The following is a 20,501-nucleotide window of genomic DNA, read 5'->3' on the forward strand; positions in this document are numbered from 1 at the left end:
AATGAGAAAATTCAAAATAATAATAGCACTACTTGTTACAGGGTTTTTATTTACCATGTGTAACGAGGATCTTTTAGATATTGAACAGCGGAGCGTCGCCAACTTAGACAGTTATTATGCAAATGCAACAGACGCCGATGCAGAATCTCTTATCGCATATGTTTATGCAGAAGTGTACAATGTAACAGGATATTTTTGGGTGAACTTACTAAACTCTTTGTCTGATGATTCACCAGCAACAGGGGGTCTTTATTCCAATATTAACGTTACCTCTTCTAATCACACAGGGAGTCAGTATTTCACGAATTTCTACAACATCAATTATCTCTGTAATCTGATAATTGAAAAGCTGGAACCTAATTCAGAAGTTAAGGAGCAGATTATTGGCGAAGCATACTTTTGGAGGGCCTATGCTTATACAAATCTAATCAGGTTATGGGGGAATCCTCCACTCGTAGATCACGTTCTGGCAACAGAGGAATTAACACCAACAAACGGAACCACAGAAGAACTTTGGGATTATGTAGAGACAAGCTTGCAAGAGGCAATTGCCAGACTTCCTGAAAAATCTGGATTAGGTGGTCAACAGGAAATTGGTGGTCGCGTCACCCTGCATTCCGCGTATGCCCTTCTTGGTAAAGCACAATTACTAAGGGGAGATTATGCAAGCGCAATAACAAGCCTGGAAAAAGTGATAAATTCAGGCAAGTATGACCTGATTGATGATTTTACAGAACTATATCACATGCCAGCCGATTTTTGTGATGAGTATATGTGGGAATGGAATGTGAACGACAATTCAACCGCAAGCACCTATATGAATGAAGGAGACTTCAGGTTTATGAGATTTATCTGGAATACTGCTAATGTTACTGTTCCGGGAGGTATAACAGAGCAGGGGGTAAGCGGAGCAGATCTGAATAAGGACTTTTATGACTTTATGGTTGACCGGGGAGAGAAAGGAAAACCCCGTTACTATGGAACCATTTGGGATTACGAGGATATACTACAACGATTTGTAGATCTTGGTTTAGCTACTGATACAGAAGAGGCAGTATCTGAATTTTGGAAAACGGATGCATCTATGATTAACTGTCAAGGGTATTTTAGAAGCAAAGTTCTTGCCTGGGCCGACGAAGTGGTGCCTGATTCAAGAGAAGCCGGACTACCTTATACCTATACAAACTGGCCGGGAATGAGATATGCAGAAGTACTTTTACTTTATTCCGAGGCATGTATACAATCAGGAACAAAAGTTTCGGAGGGACTGGTAGCATTAAATAAAGTTCGTGTTCGTGCCGGCCTTAGTGGCTTAGGGTCTTTCGATCTTCAGGATGTTAAGGATGAAAAAAGAGCGGAACTAGCCTTTGAAGGAGAACGCTATCTTGATCTTATTCGTTGGGGGGATGCACCAACAGCTCTCGCAACCCGAGGTTTAACTACTTATACTTTTTACGGATATCTTTCGGGAACAACCGATTACGATGTTACTGAGGAAGCTTTTGCGGGAGCATCGGGTTTTCAATCGGGACGTGACGAACTTTTTCCTTACCCGTATTCAGAGACCCTTCTTAATCCTAACCTGATACAAAATAGTGGTTGGTAGATTAGGACCGTTGTTAAACAATTATAAGATGCTTTTATGATATATAGTTTTAACAAATCAAAATGAATATAATGAAAGAACTTAAAATAATATTAACTGTTTTAGTAATCTTCTCATCAATCTGTGTTTTCACATCATGTAGTGACGATGATGAAGTAATTATTAAGGCTACCCTTGAATTAGAGAAATCAGAAACGACAGTTCCGTATACAGCCGGAAGCTTTACTGTTGGTGTTTCAGCAAATAACGAATATAGTGTTACAGTTGATGAGACAGGCACAGATTGGTTAACTTATGAAATAGTTGACAGCGGAGACTCCCTAAATGTTTCCTACATCCAAAATGATAGCACCCTTGTGAGAACAAGTCGTCTGATTGTAATAAATGATGATGTTATGAGATTTTTATACGTTGACCAGGAAGGTTTCCCATCATCGAGTATTACCACAGTTGATCTAAATTATACCGTAACGACAGGTGGAGGATATACTATCCTCAGTGTACCGGACGAAGATTGTGACCAAATTCCTATTGGCTCAACAGTAGTTTTTGAATGCGGAGAATCAGGATCAATTTCATTCCTTGATGCAAGCTATACCGAATTTGCAGGAGGAATTCCAGTAAATGGAACATTTAGTTTCGTTTGGACGCAGGAAATTGCAAATATTACAGCAGGATCCGGAATAACGACAGGCATCCTTCGTGACGGATTCGAGGTTACCGGAGCGTATGCAATGTTTTCAAAAACCAGCCTTGAATATTCTATAAATGAGGGGGGGGGATATACTATCTTCTCTGTTAGCGCTGAAGAATGTGAGAAAATACCGATTGGTGCAACGCTTGATTTTTCATGTCCGAGTGACAATGGAACAATTTCGCTTCTCGATGCCACATACGCTGAATATGCTGGTGGAAGCCCGGTTAATGGTAAATTCAGTTTTAGTTGGACAAATGGGATTGCTGCGACTACGGCAGAAAGTGGAATAACTACAGGAGTTCTTCGTGATGGATTTGATATTTCATCACTATTCTTTATCGATATGAATACTGATCTTGAATATTCAATAGTTGAAAGTGGTGGCTATACCATTTTTTCTGTATCGCTTGAAGAATGTGCTAAAATTCCTATTGGAGCAACGGTAGTTCTCGAATGTCCAAGTGATGCCGGTACTATTTCATTACTAGACGCAACGTATACCGAATATGCAGGAGGAAGCCCAGTAAACGGAGAGTTTAGCTTTGTTTGGACAAAAGAAATAGCTGCTATAACTGCTACTTCTGGAATCACTACAGGAATACTTCGTGATGGTTTTGATGTAAGCAGCATGCGTTGCCACAATTAATTGTGATAAATAAGAGGTGGTTGAATGGCCACCTCTATTCAGAATTACTGTTAAGTTCTAAGAATTATAAAAGTCAAAATTTGACAATTCAATAACGAATTTTGTCAACGGCCCAGATCCAATCGATTTTGCTCCATTATCCTCAGCCTAGGGCTTGTCGTGGGCTGTTTAATCTTACTACAGAAATGAAACAATTTAAATTCATATTAGTCATTCTTTGTCTACTTTCAGGTAACCTGATACCGTTTGAAAACGTGTACGGACAAGCTATATCCAATCTTCCTCAGTTGGGAAAATCACCAATTGAGGAAGTAATTGCTGCCATGACGCTCGAGGAGAAAGCAGCGCTCGTGGTAGGCACCGGGTTAAAAATGGGTGAGAAAGAAAATAGTATGGGATTTCAGATTCCGAATCAACCAATACCCGGAAGTTTGGCCGATCAAACTAAAGTATATGTTTCGGGGGCAGTTGGCAGAACATTAGAAATTCCCCGTCTGGGAGTGACAACAATTGAAATGGTTGATGGTCCTGCCGGTCCTAGTTTTGGATCGCGAACAACAGCTTATCCTATCGCTACTAATCTGTCCTCGACATGGGATGTTGATCTTGTTTATGAGATAGGAAAATGTATGGGGAATGAAGTCTTGGAATACGGACTTGATTTATTGCTGACCCCAGGTATGAATATCCATCGGAATCCGCTGGGGGGGCGAAATTTTGAGTATTATTCTGAAGATCCGTTACTCTCCGGGAAAATGGGAGCAGCTATGGTAAACGGAATCCAATCGCAAGGTGTTGGGACTTCGGTGAAGCACTTTGTGGCAAACAATCAGGAAACTAACCGGATAGCTGTAGATGCCAGAATTAGTGAACGGGCTCTCCGCGAAATTTACTTGAAAGGCTTCAAGATTGCTCTAAAAGAATCCGATCCCTGGACTTTGATGGCTTCCTATAACTCCGTAAACGGAGCAACAGCAACAGAAAATTATGACTTGCTGACTACTATTGCTAGAAACGATTGGGGATATGAGGGAATAATCATGTCGGATTGGGACACTGGCAAAGATCCTGTGGTACAAATGAAGGCCGGTTTGAACCTGATAATGCCTGGACCATATCAGGATACGTTGATCATTCAAGCAGTTAAAAGTGGAAAACTGAAAGAAGAAGTGTTGGATCAAAACATCGCATGGATTTTGAAAAACACAATGAGATCACCAAAATTCAAACATTACCAATATTCCAATAAACCTGATCTGGAGAATAATGCTCAAATGGCACGTAAAGCGGGAGCCAATGGAATGGTTTTATTAAAAAATGAAGTCAACGCCCTTCCTTTAAAAGATAAGAATCAAAAGATAGCCTTGTTTGGAAACGGATCGTATGTAACCAATGTCGGAGGTTCAGGCAGTGGTTTTGTAATGCGTGCAGGTCCAACGGTAAATATTATCGATGGCCTGAAAAGTAGCGGTTATTCTATAGAGGATGTGTCCAAACAGGTTTATAGCAACTATATAAAAGAGAACACGCCCAAGCAAAACATGATGGATGCTATACGAGGTAGGATCAAGAGGGCTACTGAGATGCCTGTCAATCCGGAATTTGCAGATGAGGTTTCAGATAACGCAGACGTCGCAATAATAACCATTCGTCGTAATTCTGGGGAAACGGAAGATAGAAATATTGATGGAGATTTTAATCTGACTGAAACTGAAATAGGTAATATTGAAACCATAACAAAAGCTTTCCACTCAAAAGGTAAAAAAGTGGTCGTCGTATTGAATGTCGGCGGAGTGATTGAAACAGCAAGTTGGAAAGACATGCCGGATGCAATTTTAATAGCCTGGCAACCCGGACAGGAAGCAGGAAATGCCGTAGCAGATATATTAAGTGGAAAAATTAATCCATCGGGAAGACTTCCCGCTACATTCCCTGTAAAATATGAAGATGTTCCTTCAGTAAGAAATTTTCCGGGAACGCCAGCCGATAAGCCTGAAGACGTTGTTTACGAAGAAGGTATTTATGTCGGCTATCGATACCACAACACGTTTGATGTTGAAACATCTTATCCCTTTGGTTATGGCCTAAGTTATACCGAGTTTGGCTACAGCGATTTAAAACTGAGCTCCCCAAAATTTAAAAATCAAATTGAAGCCAGTATTAAAGTAACCAACAACGGGAAGGTAGCTGGTCAAGAGGTTGTTCAGCTGTATATTAGTGCCCCCGAAAATAAACTCGATAAGCCGGCTGAAGAGTTAAAAGGTTTCACAAAAACCAAATTGTTACAACCTGGCGAATCTCAAACTATATCCTTCAAAATCGATGGATATGAACTTGCGTCTTTTTATTCTGAGAGGTCTGCATGGATAGCAGATGCAGGTGAGTATACTGTGAAAATCGCTGCTTCATGCGAGGATATAAGACTTTCACAAAAATTCAATCTGGAAAATGATATTCTGATTGAGGTCGTGAGCAAGGCACTCTTGCCGAAATTTGAAATTAACGAAATGAAGAACGAACTGAATAAATCTGAAAAATGAAAAATCTAAAAATATTTATATTTCTTCTGTCCATATTGGCCTTTTCAAACTGTACAAATGCTCAACAAAATAAGCAAGACAGAAAACAAATACAGCCTGCTATATCCGAAGATGTTAAACAGTATTTGAAAGAGCAGGGAATCGATATAAATGCACCCATTGAACCGATGCTTGCAGCCAGTGAGACAAAGGCGATTGTGCATGTAAATTGTGCCATATCCAAAGGCGAGTTTTTGCATGCTGAAAGATATAATAACTTTGAGAGTAGCGGTGAGTTTGTGGAGCAGAGGGACTCAGATGTCGACTTTTACAATCAAAGTGGATTACATGGAAAAATTTATCGTGTTTGGTTTATTGGGAACAAATATTTCGATGATGCGACCGGCAAAGTTGATATTAGTGAAATGTCGGACTATTTATCAGATGCCTGCAGAATCTCGGATAACGTGATGGTCAATTGCAGTCACCTTGGAGTCGTGCGTGGATGGAATGTTAGTGATGATGAAAAGATTGAACGTCTGGCTCAAATTCTGAAGGAATTAAAAACGAACTTCCCTAAGATAAAATATATTGAAGCTACTAATGAACCCGATTATGCCAACGAGGGAGTGACCCCCGAAAACTATTACCAGTATTATAAAATCTATTATAAGGCCGTAAATAAAGTTAATGCAGACTTGAATCCTGAAAGCCCATTGCTGGTTGGAGGACCCGCAATTTCACAATTTTCGCTTACATGGTTGCAACCGTTCCTGGATGCCTATGTTGAAGATTCATCGCCCGATAAGCGGATCGATTTTATATCTTTTCATGGGTATTACACAAAACCGGATTCTGCGTATATCCTGTTTAAAGACAATCCGTCACTTGTAAAGGATCAACGCGTAATCTTGAATCAAGAACTTGCAAGCAGAAATATGAAAGTTGATGTTCCCGTGTTTATTACGGAAATGGGGATGTACCCGGGGCCAGCTTTTGATGATTTTACTTCTATGAAAAATGACCACCTCCGTCAGGCTGCGGGAATGGCATCAATTTTATATTGGTATATGGAAAGTAAAAATACATACCCTTTCAATTGGGTAATGCGCCACCGCAGTGAAGGCAGAAAGGACCAGTTGGTAACAAGGACTGATTTGGGGCTGCCGTTTGTCCAAACTGAAAAATTCACACCTTATGGCAATATGATGCTGATGCTTTCTAAGATGAAAGAAACAAGGGTAACGGCGGAGCCCTCCACTAAGCCTATAGAAGGGAAAGGACTGTATTCGCTTGCAGCTGCTGATTCCTCAGGTGTATCCGTGATGGTCTGGAACTATCAAGGTAAACAGACGGAAGGATTTAAAGCAGAATTGAATATTGCGAATTTGCCCGATTCATTAAGAGGTAAAAAATTAACAGCTAGGATCTATCGCATCGACCGAAATACGAGCAATTACCATGCAGATCCGGATGACTGCAATCTTCAATTGGTTGAAGAGAAATATCTCGATGGAAGTGAAGATCTTAGCACTCCTTTAGATTTGGACCCCAATACATTACAGCTTATCGTGCTCGAGGAGTAGCATTGTTTGCCTACTTTGAATATGAGTCGCCACTTAATTCATTCGGGTTAACCGAGTGAGTTAGTGGCGACTTGCTTATCGGTGCAGAACTGAGGTCTTGAATGATGATTATTGTTTGGTATACAAACATTCTTTTGTACTTTAGTCATTGCTAGTGAGTCGCATTTATGGTATTTAAAACATGAAAGATAATAAAACAGGCATTGACGAATCTGTGGTAAAAAGGTTTACCCTCGGAGATATGCAGGCATTTGATGAAATCTATTCATTGTTTAATTACAAGTTGCAGAAATTTATTTTTTCTCTTGTCAAGAACACAACTGATACAGAAGATCTTGTCCATGAGGTTTTTGTGAAGGTATGGGAAAACAGAGAGAAGCTAAAAGCGCATTCTGCATTCAACTCCTATTTATTTACGATCGGCTACAATACAACAATCAGCTTCCTAAGAAGAAGGGTGCACGACACACGTTACGTTGAATATGTAAAGTCTGTTCAGGTAGAGACAGATGATGTTGATCTGGTGGAGCAATTAGATACCGAGGAGATGAAGGAAATGCTGAATAATCTAATTGAGAAAATGCCGAAAAGACAAAGAGAGGTGTTTAAAATGAAACATTTTAAAAATTCCTCTTATAAGGAGATTGCCGAAGCCCTTAACATCTCAGTCAACACTGTGGAAAACCATATTGTCAAGGCCCATCGATTTTTGAAGGAACATCTCGGAAAGTCATATTTAGCGATGCTCTTTTTTATTGATCTTTTTTTGTAAAAAAATCATAGGGAGAATAGTGGTTTTTATTTTTTGAACGTCTAACCATTAGTTGACCGCAGAAAATATCAATCAAATTTCTGTTTAGTCAGCTGATTTTAATAGTTTTATTAAGATCTATTGAAATAAATGGCTATGACAAAATATCTTCTAAATAAATTTCATTCAAATAAATGCACCGCGGCCGAAGTTGATGACTTCTATGCTGGGATATCACACGGGAAAATTGACATCAATTTGTTCCAAAGTTACTGGGATGAAATAGGTGTTGAAGAGAATCCCGATCGCGAGCTGGCTCAGGCTCGGTTGGATAAAGTTCATCATACCATAAATCTAAATCAATCGAAGAGGATTGGAGAAAAACAGCATAATCTTTCTGGTAAGACAGTCCGAATCGTAAGATTATTATCAAGAGTAGCAGCAGTTTTAATGCTCCCGGTTTTAACATTATACATTTATATACAATTTTTTCAATCTGACCGCTTCGATTATTTAAGTGACTCCTCTAAGTATGAAGTAGTAGCTCCTCCAAATTCGAGAACACAGTTTGAGCTAGCTGACGGGACAGTGGTTTGGCTGAATCAAGGGAGTAAACTGATCTATCCTCATCATTTTTACGGTAGTACGAGATCTGTTCAGTTAGATGGAGAGGCTTATTTCGAAGTTGCGACAAATAAAGAGATTCCTTTCGTCGTTTATTCAGGAAATTTAGCGGTTAAGGCCGTTGGAACTGCCTTTAACGTGAAGTCATTTAGTGAAGACGTCAAATTTGAAACTTCGCTGGAGTCGGGGAGAGTGATTATTCTGAATGGCCCCAGGGATAATGCCGGAGAGGTGTGTGAAATGAAACCCGGTGAGCGTTTTGTGTTTGATGAGAATACAAATAAGTATACGCTGAAGCAGGAAGATTTAACAGCTTATGTCTCATGGAAAGAAGGGAAATTAGTGTTCCGGGAGAATCCAATGAATGAAGTGGTTGAACGTTTATCTCGATGGTATAATGTCGAAATAGAATTAGAAGATCCAGGATTAGAGTACCTTACTTTTACGGCAACTTTTGTTGACGAACCTCTGGAACAGGTTTTAGAAATGATGGAAAGCATCGCTCCAATTACATACACAATAACTGCCCGAAATAAAAAGCGGGACGGAACATTCACCGAAAAGAAAATTTTAATTCGTAAAAAAGGAGGTAATGAAATAAACTAAATAATGCATGGAACGTAATCGCTGTTGAACTTAAAAAGCAGAGTAATGCGCCACATCACTCTGCCTGAGTTTTAAAAAACAACTCTCTGTAGGAGTTATTTCAAACTAAAAACTAAACAAAAGTATGAAAAAAACGATTTATCTCGCCAATGAGGTGGGAAATGCGTGTAATGCGCGAAAAATTTTATTGGTAATGAAACTAACAGCCTTCTTCTTATTGGTTGCGATTATTCAAGTTATGGGGCTTGAATCGTACTCCCAAGAAACAAAGTTGACTCTAAACTATCAGAGCACTTCTTTGAAACAAGTTTTGTCAAAAATTGAGAACGAAACAAATTTCTATTTTCTGTATAGTTCCGAAGTCATAGATGTAGAGCGAAAGGTTGATGTAGACGTCGATAATGAGAATATTACAGAAGTTCTCGATATGATTCTGAAAAGCAATGGAATTCATTATGAGATAAAAGGTCGGCAGATTCTTCTATCAGAAGAAGGCAGTAAGAACAATTTTTGGGAAAGTTCCCAACAGACTGTTACGGTCAAGGGAAATGTAACCGATTCTTCGGGAGCTCCTTTACCCGGAGTTACTGTTTTGGTAAAAGGGACAACCCAAGGTGTTATTACGGATTTTGATGGAAATTATACTCTTAACAATGTGGCTTCCAATGCAACTTTGGTGTTTTCTTTCGTCGGTATGGAATCCAAAGAAGTTCAGGTAAATGGATTAAATTCAATCAATGTAACTTTGGATCAAAGTACGATTGGATTGGAGGAAGTTGTTGCTGTTGGGTACGGTATTCAGAAGAAGAGTGATGTGATCAGTTCCGTTACTTCGGTAAAAGCTGACGAACTAGTGAAAACCACGTCTTCTGACCTTGGTGAGATGCTAAGGGGTAAAGCAGCTGGCGTTCTCATTTCTACTGCCGATGCAAGTCCTGGTAGCTCTTCTACTATTCAGATCAGGGGAAAAAGATCCATCAATGGCGGTAATGAGCCCTTGGTAATTGTAGATGGTGTTCAAGTTTCCAGTTTAAATGACGTCAATCCCAATGATATCGCTTCCATGGAGGTACTAAAGGATGCAGCAGCACAGGCAATCTATGGAGCACGTGCTTCAAATGGGGTTATTTTGATCACTACTCAAAGAGGGAAAGAGGGGAAAATTCAAATTAATTTCTCTGGTTACTCTGGAGTGCAGACTCTTCAAAAACATTTTGATACATATAGTGGAGATGAATTCATAGAATATAAGCGTGAAGCTTTTAGAGCCTCTAATGGGGGAGTGTTTTTACCGGATGATCAAGTATTTTCTGCTTCAGAACTGGAGACTATTGCCTCGCGTGACTATATCAATTGGGAAGATAAGATTATTAACAGTAATGCGAATATTACGAATGGAGATATTAGTGTTTCTGCGGGTACAGAAAAAACTAAGATTTACAGCAGTTTTAATTTCTTTAGACAAGAGGGGCTCATAAAGGGGTCGGACTATAATCGAGGTCAAATTCGTTTGAATTTAGACCAAACCATTAGTGATTGGTTAAAAGTAGGAATAAACACGTCTTACCAGATTTCAAATAAAGACAACCCAGGTGTTGCGTATACAGATGACGCAGGATCAATGTTGTTGAGATCTATTACGACCTCACCTTTAGGTCAAGTTTATAATGAAGATGGTAGCTTAAAAATACATCCAAGTGACGTTCAGGATAGTTTTAACCCATTGCTGGATTTAAATGAAATTATCAATACGACTGAAGATAAAAGAGATATTATCAATGTGTTTTTTGATCTGAAGCCGTTCAAAGGATTTAATTACAGGTTCAATGCCAGTAGAACTACTATAAATAGAAAAAGCATCATCTACAACTCATCAAAATCATTGTTAGGTATTCAAGCAGGTGGCCAAGGTTTGGGTTCAATCACCTATGATGAGAATAAATCTTGGCAGTTGGAGAACATCTTTAATTATGATTTTGATTTTAGTAATGAAGATCACAGTTTAAATCTAACGTTTGTTCAAAGTGTGTTAAATACACAAACATACTATTTAACAAATGAAGCAAAGAATTTTCCCAATGATAATTTAGGAATTTATGCCATATCAGCTGCAGGAACAAATCAAACAACGATAGGAGGTTTGGAAAGAAATTTGGTTTCTTTTGTAGGCCGAGCTCAATATAATTTTGCAGGTAAATACTATTTGTCGGCATCAATGCGTGCTGATGGCTCCAGTGTTTTTGGCGCGAATAACAAATGGGGGTATTTCCCTGCCGTAGGAGCTGGATGGAACGTTCATCACGAAGATTTCATGACTAATAGTGGTATCGATATCCTAAAATTAAGGGCTAGTTATGGTAGTGTCGGTAACGAGGGGATAGAGCCTTATCAAAGCTTAAGTACTTTGGTGCCCAGAGATTACATTATCAATGGCGCTAAAACAGGTGGCCTTTTGCCAGGTGCCAGCCTTCCTAATCCTGATCTTAAATGGGAAACTTCAACAACGCTAAACTTAGCGCTTGATTATGGTATTCTTGATAACAGATTACATGGAACCGTTGAATTTTACAATACAAGAACCAAGGACTTGCTTGTAGATCGTGCACTTGAAGCCGTCACAGGATACGCTGTAAGCAAAACCAATGTGGGAGAGATCGAAAATCAGGGTATTGAAGCCTCATTCAATGCAGATATTATCAAAAAGAAAGATTTTACGTTAAGTGCAGGGTTTGTTATTAATAGCAATCGAAACAAGATAATCAGCTTATATGGCGAGGATAAAGATGGTGATGGAAAAGAAGATGATGACGTTGCCAATCGCTGGTTTATTGGGAAGCCAATTGATGCATATTACGACTATAAGATGATTGGTATTTTTAGTTCTCAAGAACAAATAGATAATTCCAACACACCTAATGCCGAATTGGGGGATATCCAGGTTTGGGACCGAGATCCTAGTGACGGTGACCTAAATGCTGACGACCGTGTAATTACAAGTCAAACTCCTGATTGGTATGGTACTTTTACGTTGAATATGGAATACAAGAATATTGATTTCTCGATGAGTCTATATACAGTTCAAGGTGTCACCAAGTTTAATCCGTTTTTAGTCGATTATCAGACGGGTGGTAACCCAAGAGGGATTTTGTCGGGAGTTAAGGTAAATTATTGGACACCAGAGAATCCAACCGGTGATCGCCCCAGACCATTGGAAGCAAGAGGTAGACGATTTATGGATTTGGGTAACGTGACAGCAGGTTTGGAGGACGCTTCGTTTTTTAGACTGCAAAACGTAACTCTAGGTTATACGTTGCCAAAGAAAATTATTGATAAATGGAGCTTGAGTAAATTTAGAGTTTACGTCACAGGACAGAATTTGATAACGGTGACAGACTTTCAATCGTTTAGTCCCGAAAACAATGCCTATTCCTATCCTGAGTCTATTTCAGTAACTGCAGGTATTCAAGTTGGATTTTAGTAGAATTTAAAAATTGAAGAAAGATGAAATTAATTAATAAATTAAATAAATTCAAGAATATCTATATTCTGTTATTGTCGTTCTTGTTAATAACCTCATGTGATAATCTATTAGATGAAACACCTATTGATGTTATTGATGCAAATTTTTTATACACCACTGAGACAGGTTTAGAGTCTGGAGTAACTGGACTTTATAATTTAATGAGAGAGTTGTATTACCCTGCTGGAACAGATGCACCAATACAGGCAAGTGCGTTTTTCAGAATTGCCACTGACTTAGGCGTTGCGCGAATTGCGTCTAGTTGGGCTTATGATCCTAATCAATATAACCCTGCAGCCATCGGACCAACAGGAAAGTGGGACCAATTATATTTGATAATTGAACGGTGTAATGCTCTCATTGAAAATGCTCCAAATATTGATATGGACCAAACTAAAAAAGATGTACTTGTAGCGCAGGTAAGAGCAATGCGTGGCGAAGTATACATGGAACTATACACTATTTATCACAACATCGTACTTAAGACGGAACCAAATGAGGACGTGGAATATGCGGCGGCAGAACCTGCCGACATTTGGGCTTTGGTAAACAGTGACCTTGATTTTGCAATATCAAAACTTGATTGGGTCGTCGAACAAGGACGTTATGGGCAAGGTGTTGCAAGACACCTAAGAGGTAACGCTGCTATGTGGCAAGAAGATTGGCAGGAAGCCGCAGATCAGTATGATGCTATCGTTGAAAATGGACCATATCATCTAGTAGGGTTGGATGAGGTATTTTCTGGCGACAGAAATAATGCAGAATCATTATATACTTATCAATTCAGCCAGGAATTGGCAAGTGGAAATGCATCTGCAGGAGGTGGCGCAACTGCTTACGCAAGCTTTTTCAACAATCGCTATTACGAAGCAGGAAGTGGCGAAATGGTTCAAGCAGTTGAATACGGAGGAAACGCTTTTGGATGGGCATTTCCTAATGATTATTTGCAGTCCTTGTATGATCAGACAAACGATCAGCGATATGTTACTTATTACTATGATCAAAGTGCATATGTTGTGAATAATCCTGATCACGCCAATTTTGGGCAACCATTCGTTTCAACTGAAGATAACTACAGACGATACCATTGGAGTCTTAAAAAGTTTCATGATGAAAACAAGCCGGCTACATCTACTGATAGTTATCAAAACTATATTCATTATCGGTTTGCCGAGACACTACTTTTCGGTGCAGAAGCACATTGGCGACTAGGTGGTGACACAGACGCCACAGCTCTGGAATACATTAATATGGTCAGAAGAAGAGCTTTCGGAGACAATGATCATGACTACACTTCCATAACTTTAAACACTTATCTTGACGAACATGCGCGTGAGATGGCTTTTGAGCATTCTCGTTGGTTTGTGCTAAAGAGACTTGGGCTGCTGGCTGAAAGAGTGACTATGCACTTTAAGGTTGGTTCAAATTCCACTAATGTAGCAGGTAGAGATATGCAGCCTTACATGGTTAATTACCCTATTCCTCAATCAGAAATCGAATTAATGGGTACATTCCCGCAGAACGATGGTTATTAATAAATAGTAGTTCCTATTGATCTTAGGAAGGCATTTTCGTAAGAAAATACCTTCCTAAGATATCTTTCATCGTATTTCGTCTGGTTCATTTTTGAGCTGGAATATCTAGTTTATGTCCAGTCGTATAGAGATGGCATTCTAAGTCATCATTTTTGATTCTTTTAATACCCGCAATACTAATCAAGATGCACCCTGAAAAATATTCATCAATCTTTACCTTTTTTCTACTTGTATTTCTATATACATCAGTTGGCGCTTACGCTACAACTCCGAAAGCAATAGATCGTCATGCATTGGTGACCAGGCATAACATCAGGTGGCCTTGGGAAGAGCGCGGCCAGATTCCTATGGGGAATGGCGAGTTTTGCATCGGTGTGGATGGAACAGGTCTTCAGACCTTTGGTGGTAACACGATGTCGCATTGGGGCTGGCACTCATTTCCTCTTCCGGAGGGTGTAACTCCTGATAAGGTTCCAGAAACTGGATCTTTCATTAATGTGAAAAATGGAGAGCGCTATATCGGAGCAGATACTGTTCCGTCAGGTAAAGAAGCTATCAGAAATTGGATGTACGATAATCCCCATATCTTTAACTTAGGACGTTTGCGTTTCGTTAGATATGATGGTGCTGAGTTAACTGTGGAAGATATTACTAGTAATGGGAGTAGAAATCTTGATTTGTGGACGGGAACCCATAGTTCAAGGTTTGCAGTTAGTGGAGATTGGATAAATAAAGGTGCCTGGGTAAACCCTGATGTGATGGGGGGCAGCGGGCAGCAGGTGATGGTTACCACATATGTTCACCCATATAATGATCAGGTATCTGTAAAAGTTGAGTCTGACCTGATAGCCAGGGGGGTGATTAAAGTGGCATTGGATTTTCCATATCCAACATTAAACAATAAAACTGATTGGGTAGGTGATTTCAAAAGAACTGAAAATAACTTAACAACCCAAGCCCAAACCAGTAAGGTCAGAGCTGACTTTAAAAGAGAGGTAGATGATTTTACGTATTACGTAGCGCTGAACTATACTGAAGGTGCTAAGGTAACTCCTTCAACTTATGATGGTGGTAAAGTTTGGTATCTTGAAGGAAACGGATTATCTACTGTGGAATTTAGCACCACTTATTCTCCAACTCCCATTGGTAATGAAGTCCCTGACTTTGAAGCCACGAAACAGGCTAGTACAACACACTGGGAAAACTTTTGGATGAGCGGTGGAGCAATCGATCTTTCAGAAAGCTCCGATCGAAGGTGGTATGAACTGGAACGTCGTATTGTTCTTTCGCAATGGTTAACTGCTGTGCAAACAGCCGGAAGCTGGCCTTCTTCAGAGAGCGGACTGATGAATATAGACCCCTGGCGCGGACAGTTTCACTATGAAATTATATGGTTTCACCAGGCACATTATGGATTTTGGGGCCGTTGGGAGCTAACTGATGAAGCAGTACAATCCTATCAGAGGTTTATACCGACAGCACGCAAACGGGCACAACAATTCGGTCTTAAGGGATTAGAATGGCCTAAATCGGGAAGCCCGTCTGGACGTAGCGCTCCGTGGGAGGGAAATCAGTCGTTATTGTGGAAACAGCCTCAACCCCTTCATTTTGCCGAACTGGATTATAAAATACACCCTAAGAAAGAAACACTAGATAAGTGGGCTGAAGTCGTATCCGGGACCGTAGAATATATGGTAGACTTTTTAACACTTGATGAAGAAACAGGAATATATCATATTCAGCTAAATATGGGCCCAGGGGAGTGGGGAGAGTCTACCGACAATCCGCAGGTGCTCGCCTTTTGGCATTGGGGAATTGAACAGGGGCAAACTTGGCGTGAACGCATGGGGCTTGGGCGTGAACCGCACTGGGACGAAGTACTGCAACACCTTGCGAAGTTTCCAATGAAAGACGGCATTTATGTCGATAGTCAAGGACAGCCATTACGTCTTACTGGTATTCTTGGTTTAATGCCTCCATCAGAGGCGATCACACTCGAAACAGCCACTCGTACTTATGCAAAAATGAAAGAAATGTCAAATCAAATGACTGGTTCTGTATTTGGTAGCAGGAGTATGGGGTGGGGAGTTGCCATGGGGGCGCTTGCACAAGCCAAAATGGGGGATGCCGAAGGCGCTGTTGAATCCTTGCTTGGAGGTTTGGGGACAGCTTTCGATGTTGCAGGGATCAACCGGGGATTGGGAGGTGCTTATTTGCCTACCAATGGCGCATTACTTTACGCCGTAGCAGTGATGGCTGCAGGCTGGGATGGTGCACCGAACAGAAATGCTCCTGGATTCCCGGATGATGGTTCGTGGGTTGTTCGGTGGGAGGGGCTTCAACCAGCCCCTTAATAAAAGAAGTAAATAAGAAGCAAGCTGTATCTCGACGAAATTAACCGTAATCATTGAAATTTATTCAATTGAAAACGGATAATAATCCAATTCTGAATAGTGGATGATGTACACTAAACCGTCTAGAGTATGTAATTGGGCAAAATCGTCAGTTTTTGACAGAACTGATTCATCTCTCTTCATATTCAGGTAATTCAGCCAATTTCGACGGATAAAGCAGAGAAGATAGGATCTTTAGTGAAAGGAAACATCGAGCAAAGTAAACTACTAACCAATAAAAATGAGAAAACTATTTATACTAATCGCGTGCACGTTTTATTTTAACAGTGGGTGGACACAAGACGGTGGCTTTTTAAATAACCTGTCAAAATATATTGAAAATACGGAGGTATTTGAGCTTGGGCAGGAAGAAGGAAGAGCATTTCACATACCGGAACAAAACATATTACTTAACGGTAGCTGGAAGTTCTATTATAGTGATGTAACTGAAGGCATCCCTTCCGATTTTTTCGAAATGGATTTTGATGATTCTGAATGGGATTTAATTGAGGTGCCTTCTAATTGGGAAATGAAGGGGTATGGAGATAGAATGTTCCGAAATATTAGTTTAGGATACCAATATGCGAAATCGGAAGAAGCAAAAAAAGAAGCCGGCGAGTTTGCTGTTGTTCCCCCGGAGGTTCCTGATGAATACAATCCTACGGGAGCATACCGAAAGTCATTTGATTTGCCGACAGCTTGGCAAGGCCAGGAAGTCTTTTTGCATTTTGAAAAGATCGCGTCGGCATCTTTTGTGTGGGTAAACGGTCAGCAGGTTGGGTATAATGAAGGTGCACATGAACCGTCGGAATATAATATCACACCTTACTTGCATGCGGGGAAGAATACCATTGCTGTTTTTGTAATGAAATTTTCTGACGGATACTATTTGGAAGGGCAGGATTATTGGCGTTTGGCTGGTATTTTTGATGATGTATGGGTTTACTCATCACCCAAAGTTCGTCTTTTCGACTGGCAGGTAATCACCGATTTTGACGAAAGCTATACTGATTCGAAGCTATCGCTTAATATCGATATCAAGAACTACGGAGCGGGTCTAAAAGATTATAAACTGAATGCGACTCTCGAGAGAAATGGACGGAAGATTGCCAGCTTTGGAAGTTCAAAGTTCAGTGTTAAAAAAGGTAAGCAAACTATAAGTCTTTCAGAAATAATCAAACAACCTGAAAAATGGACTTCTGAAACTCCAAACCTCTATGGTTTGAGGATGGAGTTACTTAATAATGAAGGCAAAGTCGTCGACCAAATTCAAACTAAAATTGGCTTTCAAAAGACGAAAATCATTGGGAATGTTTTTTATCTCAATGGCGTACCGGTGAAACTGAATGGTACGAATACACACATGCAGCATCCGGAAATGGGGCATGTTGTAGATGAAGCTACCATCCGTAAAGACATGGAGCTTTTGAAGCAGTTCAATTTCAACCTCGTACGTATATCCCACTACCCACCCGTTAATAGGTATTTGGAATTGGCTGACGAATACGGATTGTTTATAGTTGATGAGGTGGGGAATGAGTGTCACGCCACACAGTATGTGTCGGATATGCCTGAGTACACCGAAATGTATAGAGACCGGACTCGGAAGGCAGTGCTTCGGGATCGAAACCATCCAAGTATTTTGTTTTGGAGCGCTGGTAATGAGGCAGGTGAGGGTGAAAATATCACAGAGGTCGTTAAGGAAGGTAAGCGGCTCGATCCTACGCGTTACTGGATGTATGGCGGCAATGATATGGTTCATCCTGCCGAAGACATAATCGGTCCCCGTTATCCGTCTCCGTTACAGGAAGAAGTTAATCTGGGACTTGACACAACTGATAGCCGGCCATCGTTCATGGACGAGTATCTATCCGTGACCGGTAATGGAGGAGGAGCGCTTGATGAGTACTGGCGGGTTATTTATAGGCACCCAAGAATTGTGGGTGGTGCTATATGGGATTTTGTGAGCAACGGTTTAACCGACTCGGTTCGTATTTTGTCGGATAAATCTCCTTTTGAAACACCAACCTACGCTATGGGCAATTCAAAATTGGTAAACGGAGTTAACGGAAAGTGTCTTGATCTCAACGGACATGATGAGTGGGTTGAAGTTTATCGAAGTAATAACCTTGAAATATCGGGAGATCAGTTGTCAATCATGATGGATGTATTTCCCCGCTACCTGAATAGTAGCGCTGGCTCCTTTTTGACCAAAGGAAGTAACCAGTTCGGGCTGATACAAAACGGGAAAGATTCACTGGATTTCTACATTTTCACCAAGGAAAAACAAACTTTAAGTGTACCTCTGCCTGAAATGTGGGAGAACCATTGGCATAACATTTTAGCGACTTATGATGGTGCTCAGATGAAACTTTTTATCGATGGTGTTGAAGTTGGATCGGCGAAAGTGAGTGGGAAAATCAAAAATTTGCCCTTTCCTGTGAATATTGGTCGAAACGCTGAAATTCACACGCAGGATACGAAAGACTATGTCTGCGATTCGAAGATTGACAATGTCAGGTTGTTTGCAAAAGCCATATCACCTTCCAGCAACCTCAATCCTTCGGATGCCGTTTTATGGTTGGATTTTGAAAAAGAAACTAATGGAGGTGCTTTTTATAGTAATGGAATGGGGGCCAGAACTTACGGTAGTATTTGGCCAGACCGTAAACCTCAGCCAGAGTTATGGCAAATGAAAAAGTCAGCACAGCCACTCTCTTTTAGGCTATTGAGTACTGAAAAAGGTGTACTGGAAGTTTGGAACCGGAGCGATTTTACAAATGCTTCCCACTGGGAATCGACCTGGACACTGACAGAAGATGATAAGGTGCTTCAGCAAGGTGTTTTGGAATTGAATGTCGAGCCGGGAAATCGTTCTAAAGTGATGGTCAACTATAAAAAGCCTGAGATTATTCGTGGTAAAGAGTATCGGCTCAATATCAGTTCCTCGTTAAAGCAGGATGAAATATGGGCAAAAAAAGGCCATGAAATTTCATGGGACCAGTTTGAGCTAACTGGCTGGAACGATCCCTTACCCCCCAGGGGTCCCACCAATCTGGCGGCAACATTATCAACCAAAGAAGGGAATCATATCATTACAGGAGAAGGATTTTCATACACTTTCGACGAAAATTCTGGCGAACTTAAATCCATGTTGGTCGATGGAGATGAAATGATTAAGGCACCTATCAAACTCAGCATATGGCGTGCTCCAGTGAATAATCAGAATGATCGGTGGGCTGGATACAGCTTCAGGCAGCCTAACTGGAAACCGGAGTATGGACGAACCATGGCCACAGATTTATATTCAACCGGCGTAGATGAACTTCATTTTATTCCACTTGAAGTCAGAGCGGATGAGGCTGAAGGAATGGTGTCCATTTATGTGCGTGAAGTTGCTCTTACTAGGCAAGATCAGAATACCGTATCCCTTGACTACCTTATTGAAGGAGGAGCTGCCGGTGCAATCGGTGGATTTGAAAGTATCTATGAATACAAGGTCTATGGAGATGGTTTCATCGAAATTAATCACCGAGTGATGCCACAAGGCCAGATGCCCCAGTTGCTACCTCGAATCGGCCTTAGTTTGATGCTTGATAATGAGTATGATCAGGTCGAATGGTATGGCCGGGGACCTCAGGAAAATTATCCTGATCGCAAAAGTGGCTACAGACTTGGAATCTATAATTCAACAGTAGATAAAATGTACGAGCCCTATTTAGTTCCTCAGGATTACGGTCTGAGAATGGACAACCGATATTTGAAAATGACGAATAGCGAGGGTAGAGGCCTTGTGTTTTCCATGGACCAGCATTTCAATTTCAACGCTCATGCGTACACGACGGAAAACATAACCAAGGCGCTTTATACATTTCAACTGGAGAAGGCCGATGGAATCACGCTTAATTTGGATTATAAAACTACCGGTGTTGGCGATACCTCCCAGCCGGTGTTGAATTCATACCGGGTGTATCCGCAAGAGTATTCGAGAAAAATTACGATAAAACCAATTAAATAG

10 protein-coding genes are annotated in these 20,501 nt (G+C 40.5%); all 10 read left to right on the forward strand.

Annotated elements, in window-relative coordinates; genetic code table 11:
* Window position 1 precedes the first annotated feature (1 nt).
* The 10 genes from GJV22_RS21285 (at window position 2) to GJV22_RS21330 (ending at window position 20,501) form a co-directional block, all read left to right on the forward strand.
* Window positions 2-1,606, forward strand: coding sequence for a RagB/SusD family nutrient uptake outer membrane protein (locus GJV22_RS21285; RefSeq protein ID WP_163718501.1), 1,605 nt, complete (start codon window positions 2-4; stop codon window positions 1,604-1,606).
* A gap of 71 nt (window positions 1,607-1,677) precedes the next feature.
* Window positions 1,678-2,949, forward strand: a complete 1,272-nt coding sequence (locus GJV22_RS21290) for a BACON domain-containing protein (protein WP_163718503.1) — start codon at window positions 1,678-1,680, stop codon at window positions 2,947-2,949.
* A gap of 185 nt (window positions 2,950-3,134) precedes the next feature.
* Entirely contained in the window at window positions 3,135-5,489 is a 2,355-nt protein-coding gene (locus GJV22_RS21295) for a beta-glucosidase (RefSeq protein ID WP_163718505.1), read from the forward strand.
* Window positions 5,486-7,054: a GH39 family glycosyl hydrolase gene (locus GJV22_RS21300; protein ID WP_163718507.1), complete on the forward strand. Its 1,569-nt coding sequence runs from the start codon at window positions 5,486-5,488 to the stop codon at window positions 7,052-7,054. Before GJV22_RS21295 ends, GJV22_RS21300 begins: the two co-directional genes overlap by 4 nt.
* 181 nt (window positions 7,055-7,235) lie before the next feature.
* A complete protein-coding gene (locus GJV22_RS21305; protein ID WP_163718508.1) occupies window positions 7,236-7,826 on the forward strand; it encodes an RNA polymerase sigma factor in 591 nt (196 codons plus the stop codon).
* Between the two features lie 129 nt (window positions 7,827-7,955).
* Window positions 7,956-9,035 (forward strand): FecR family protein, encoded by a 1,080-nt coding sequence (locus GJV22_RS21310; protein WP_163718510.1) that lies wholly within the window; start codon window positions 7,956-7,958, stop codon window positions 9,033-9,035.
* A gap of 124 nt (window positions 9,036-9,159) precedes the next feature.
* Complete coding sequence (locus GJV22_RS21315; RefSeq protein WP_205461995.1) at window positions 9,160-12,513, forward strand: TonB-dependent receptor; 3,354 nt, start codon at window positions 9,160-9,162, stop codon at window positions 12,511-12,513.
* Window positions 12,514-12,536: 23 nt separating this feature from the next.
* Entirely contained in the window at window positions 12,537-14,090 is a 1,554-nt protein-coding gene (locus GJV22_RS21320) for a RagB/SusD family nutrient uptake outer membrane protein (protein ID WP_238480374.1), read from the forward strand.
* Window positions 14,091-14,275: 185 nt separating this feature from the next.
* Window positions 14,276-16,444 carry a hypothetical protein gene (locus GJV22_RS21325; RefSeq protein WP_163718512.1) on the forward strand — a complete coding sequence of 723 codons (2,169 nt, stop codon included), beginning with the start codon at window positions 14,276-14,278 and terminating at the stop codon, window positions 16,442-16,444.
* Between the two features lie 280 nt (window positions 16,445-16,724).
* Window positions 16,725-20,501 (forward strand): beta-galactosidase small subunit-related protein, encoded by a 3,777-nt coding sequence (locus tag GJV22_RS21330; RefSeq protein ID WP_163718513.1) that lies wholly within the window; start codon window positions 16,725-16,727, stop codon window positions 20,499-20,501.

The sequence above is a fragment of the Mangrovibacterium lignilyticum genome, from assembly GCF_010882175.1.
Taxonomy (GTDB): Bacteria; Bacteroidota; Bacteroidia; order Bacteroidales; family Prolixibacteraceae; genus Mangrovibacterium; species Mangrovibacterium lignilyticum.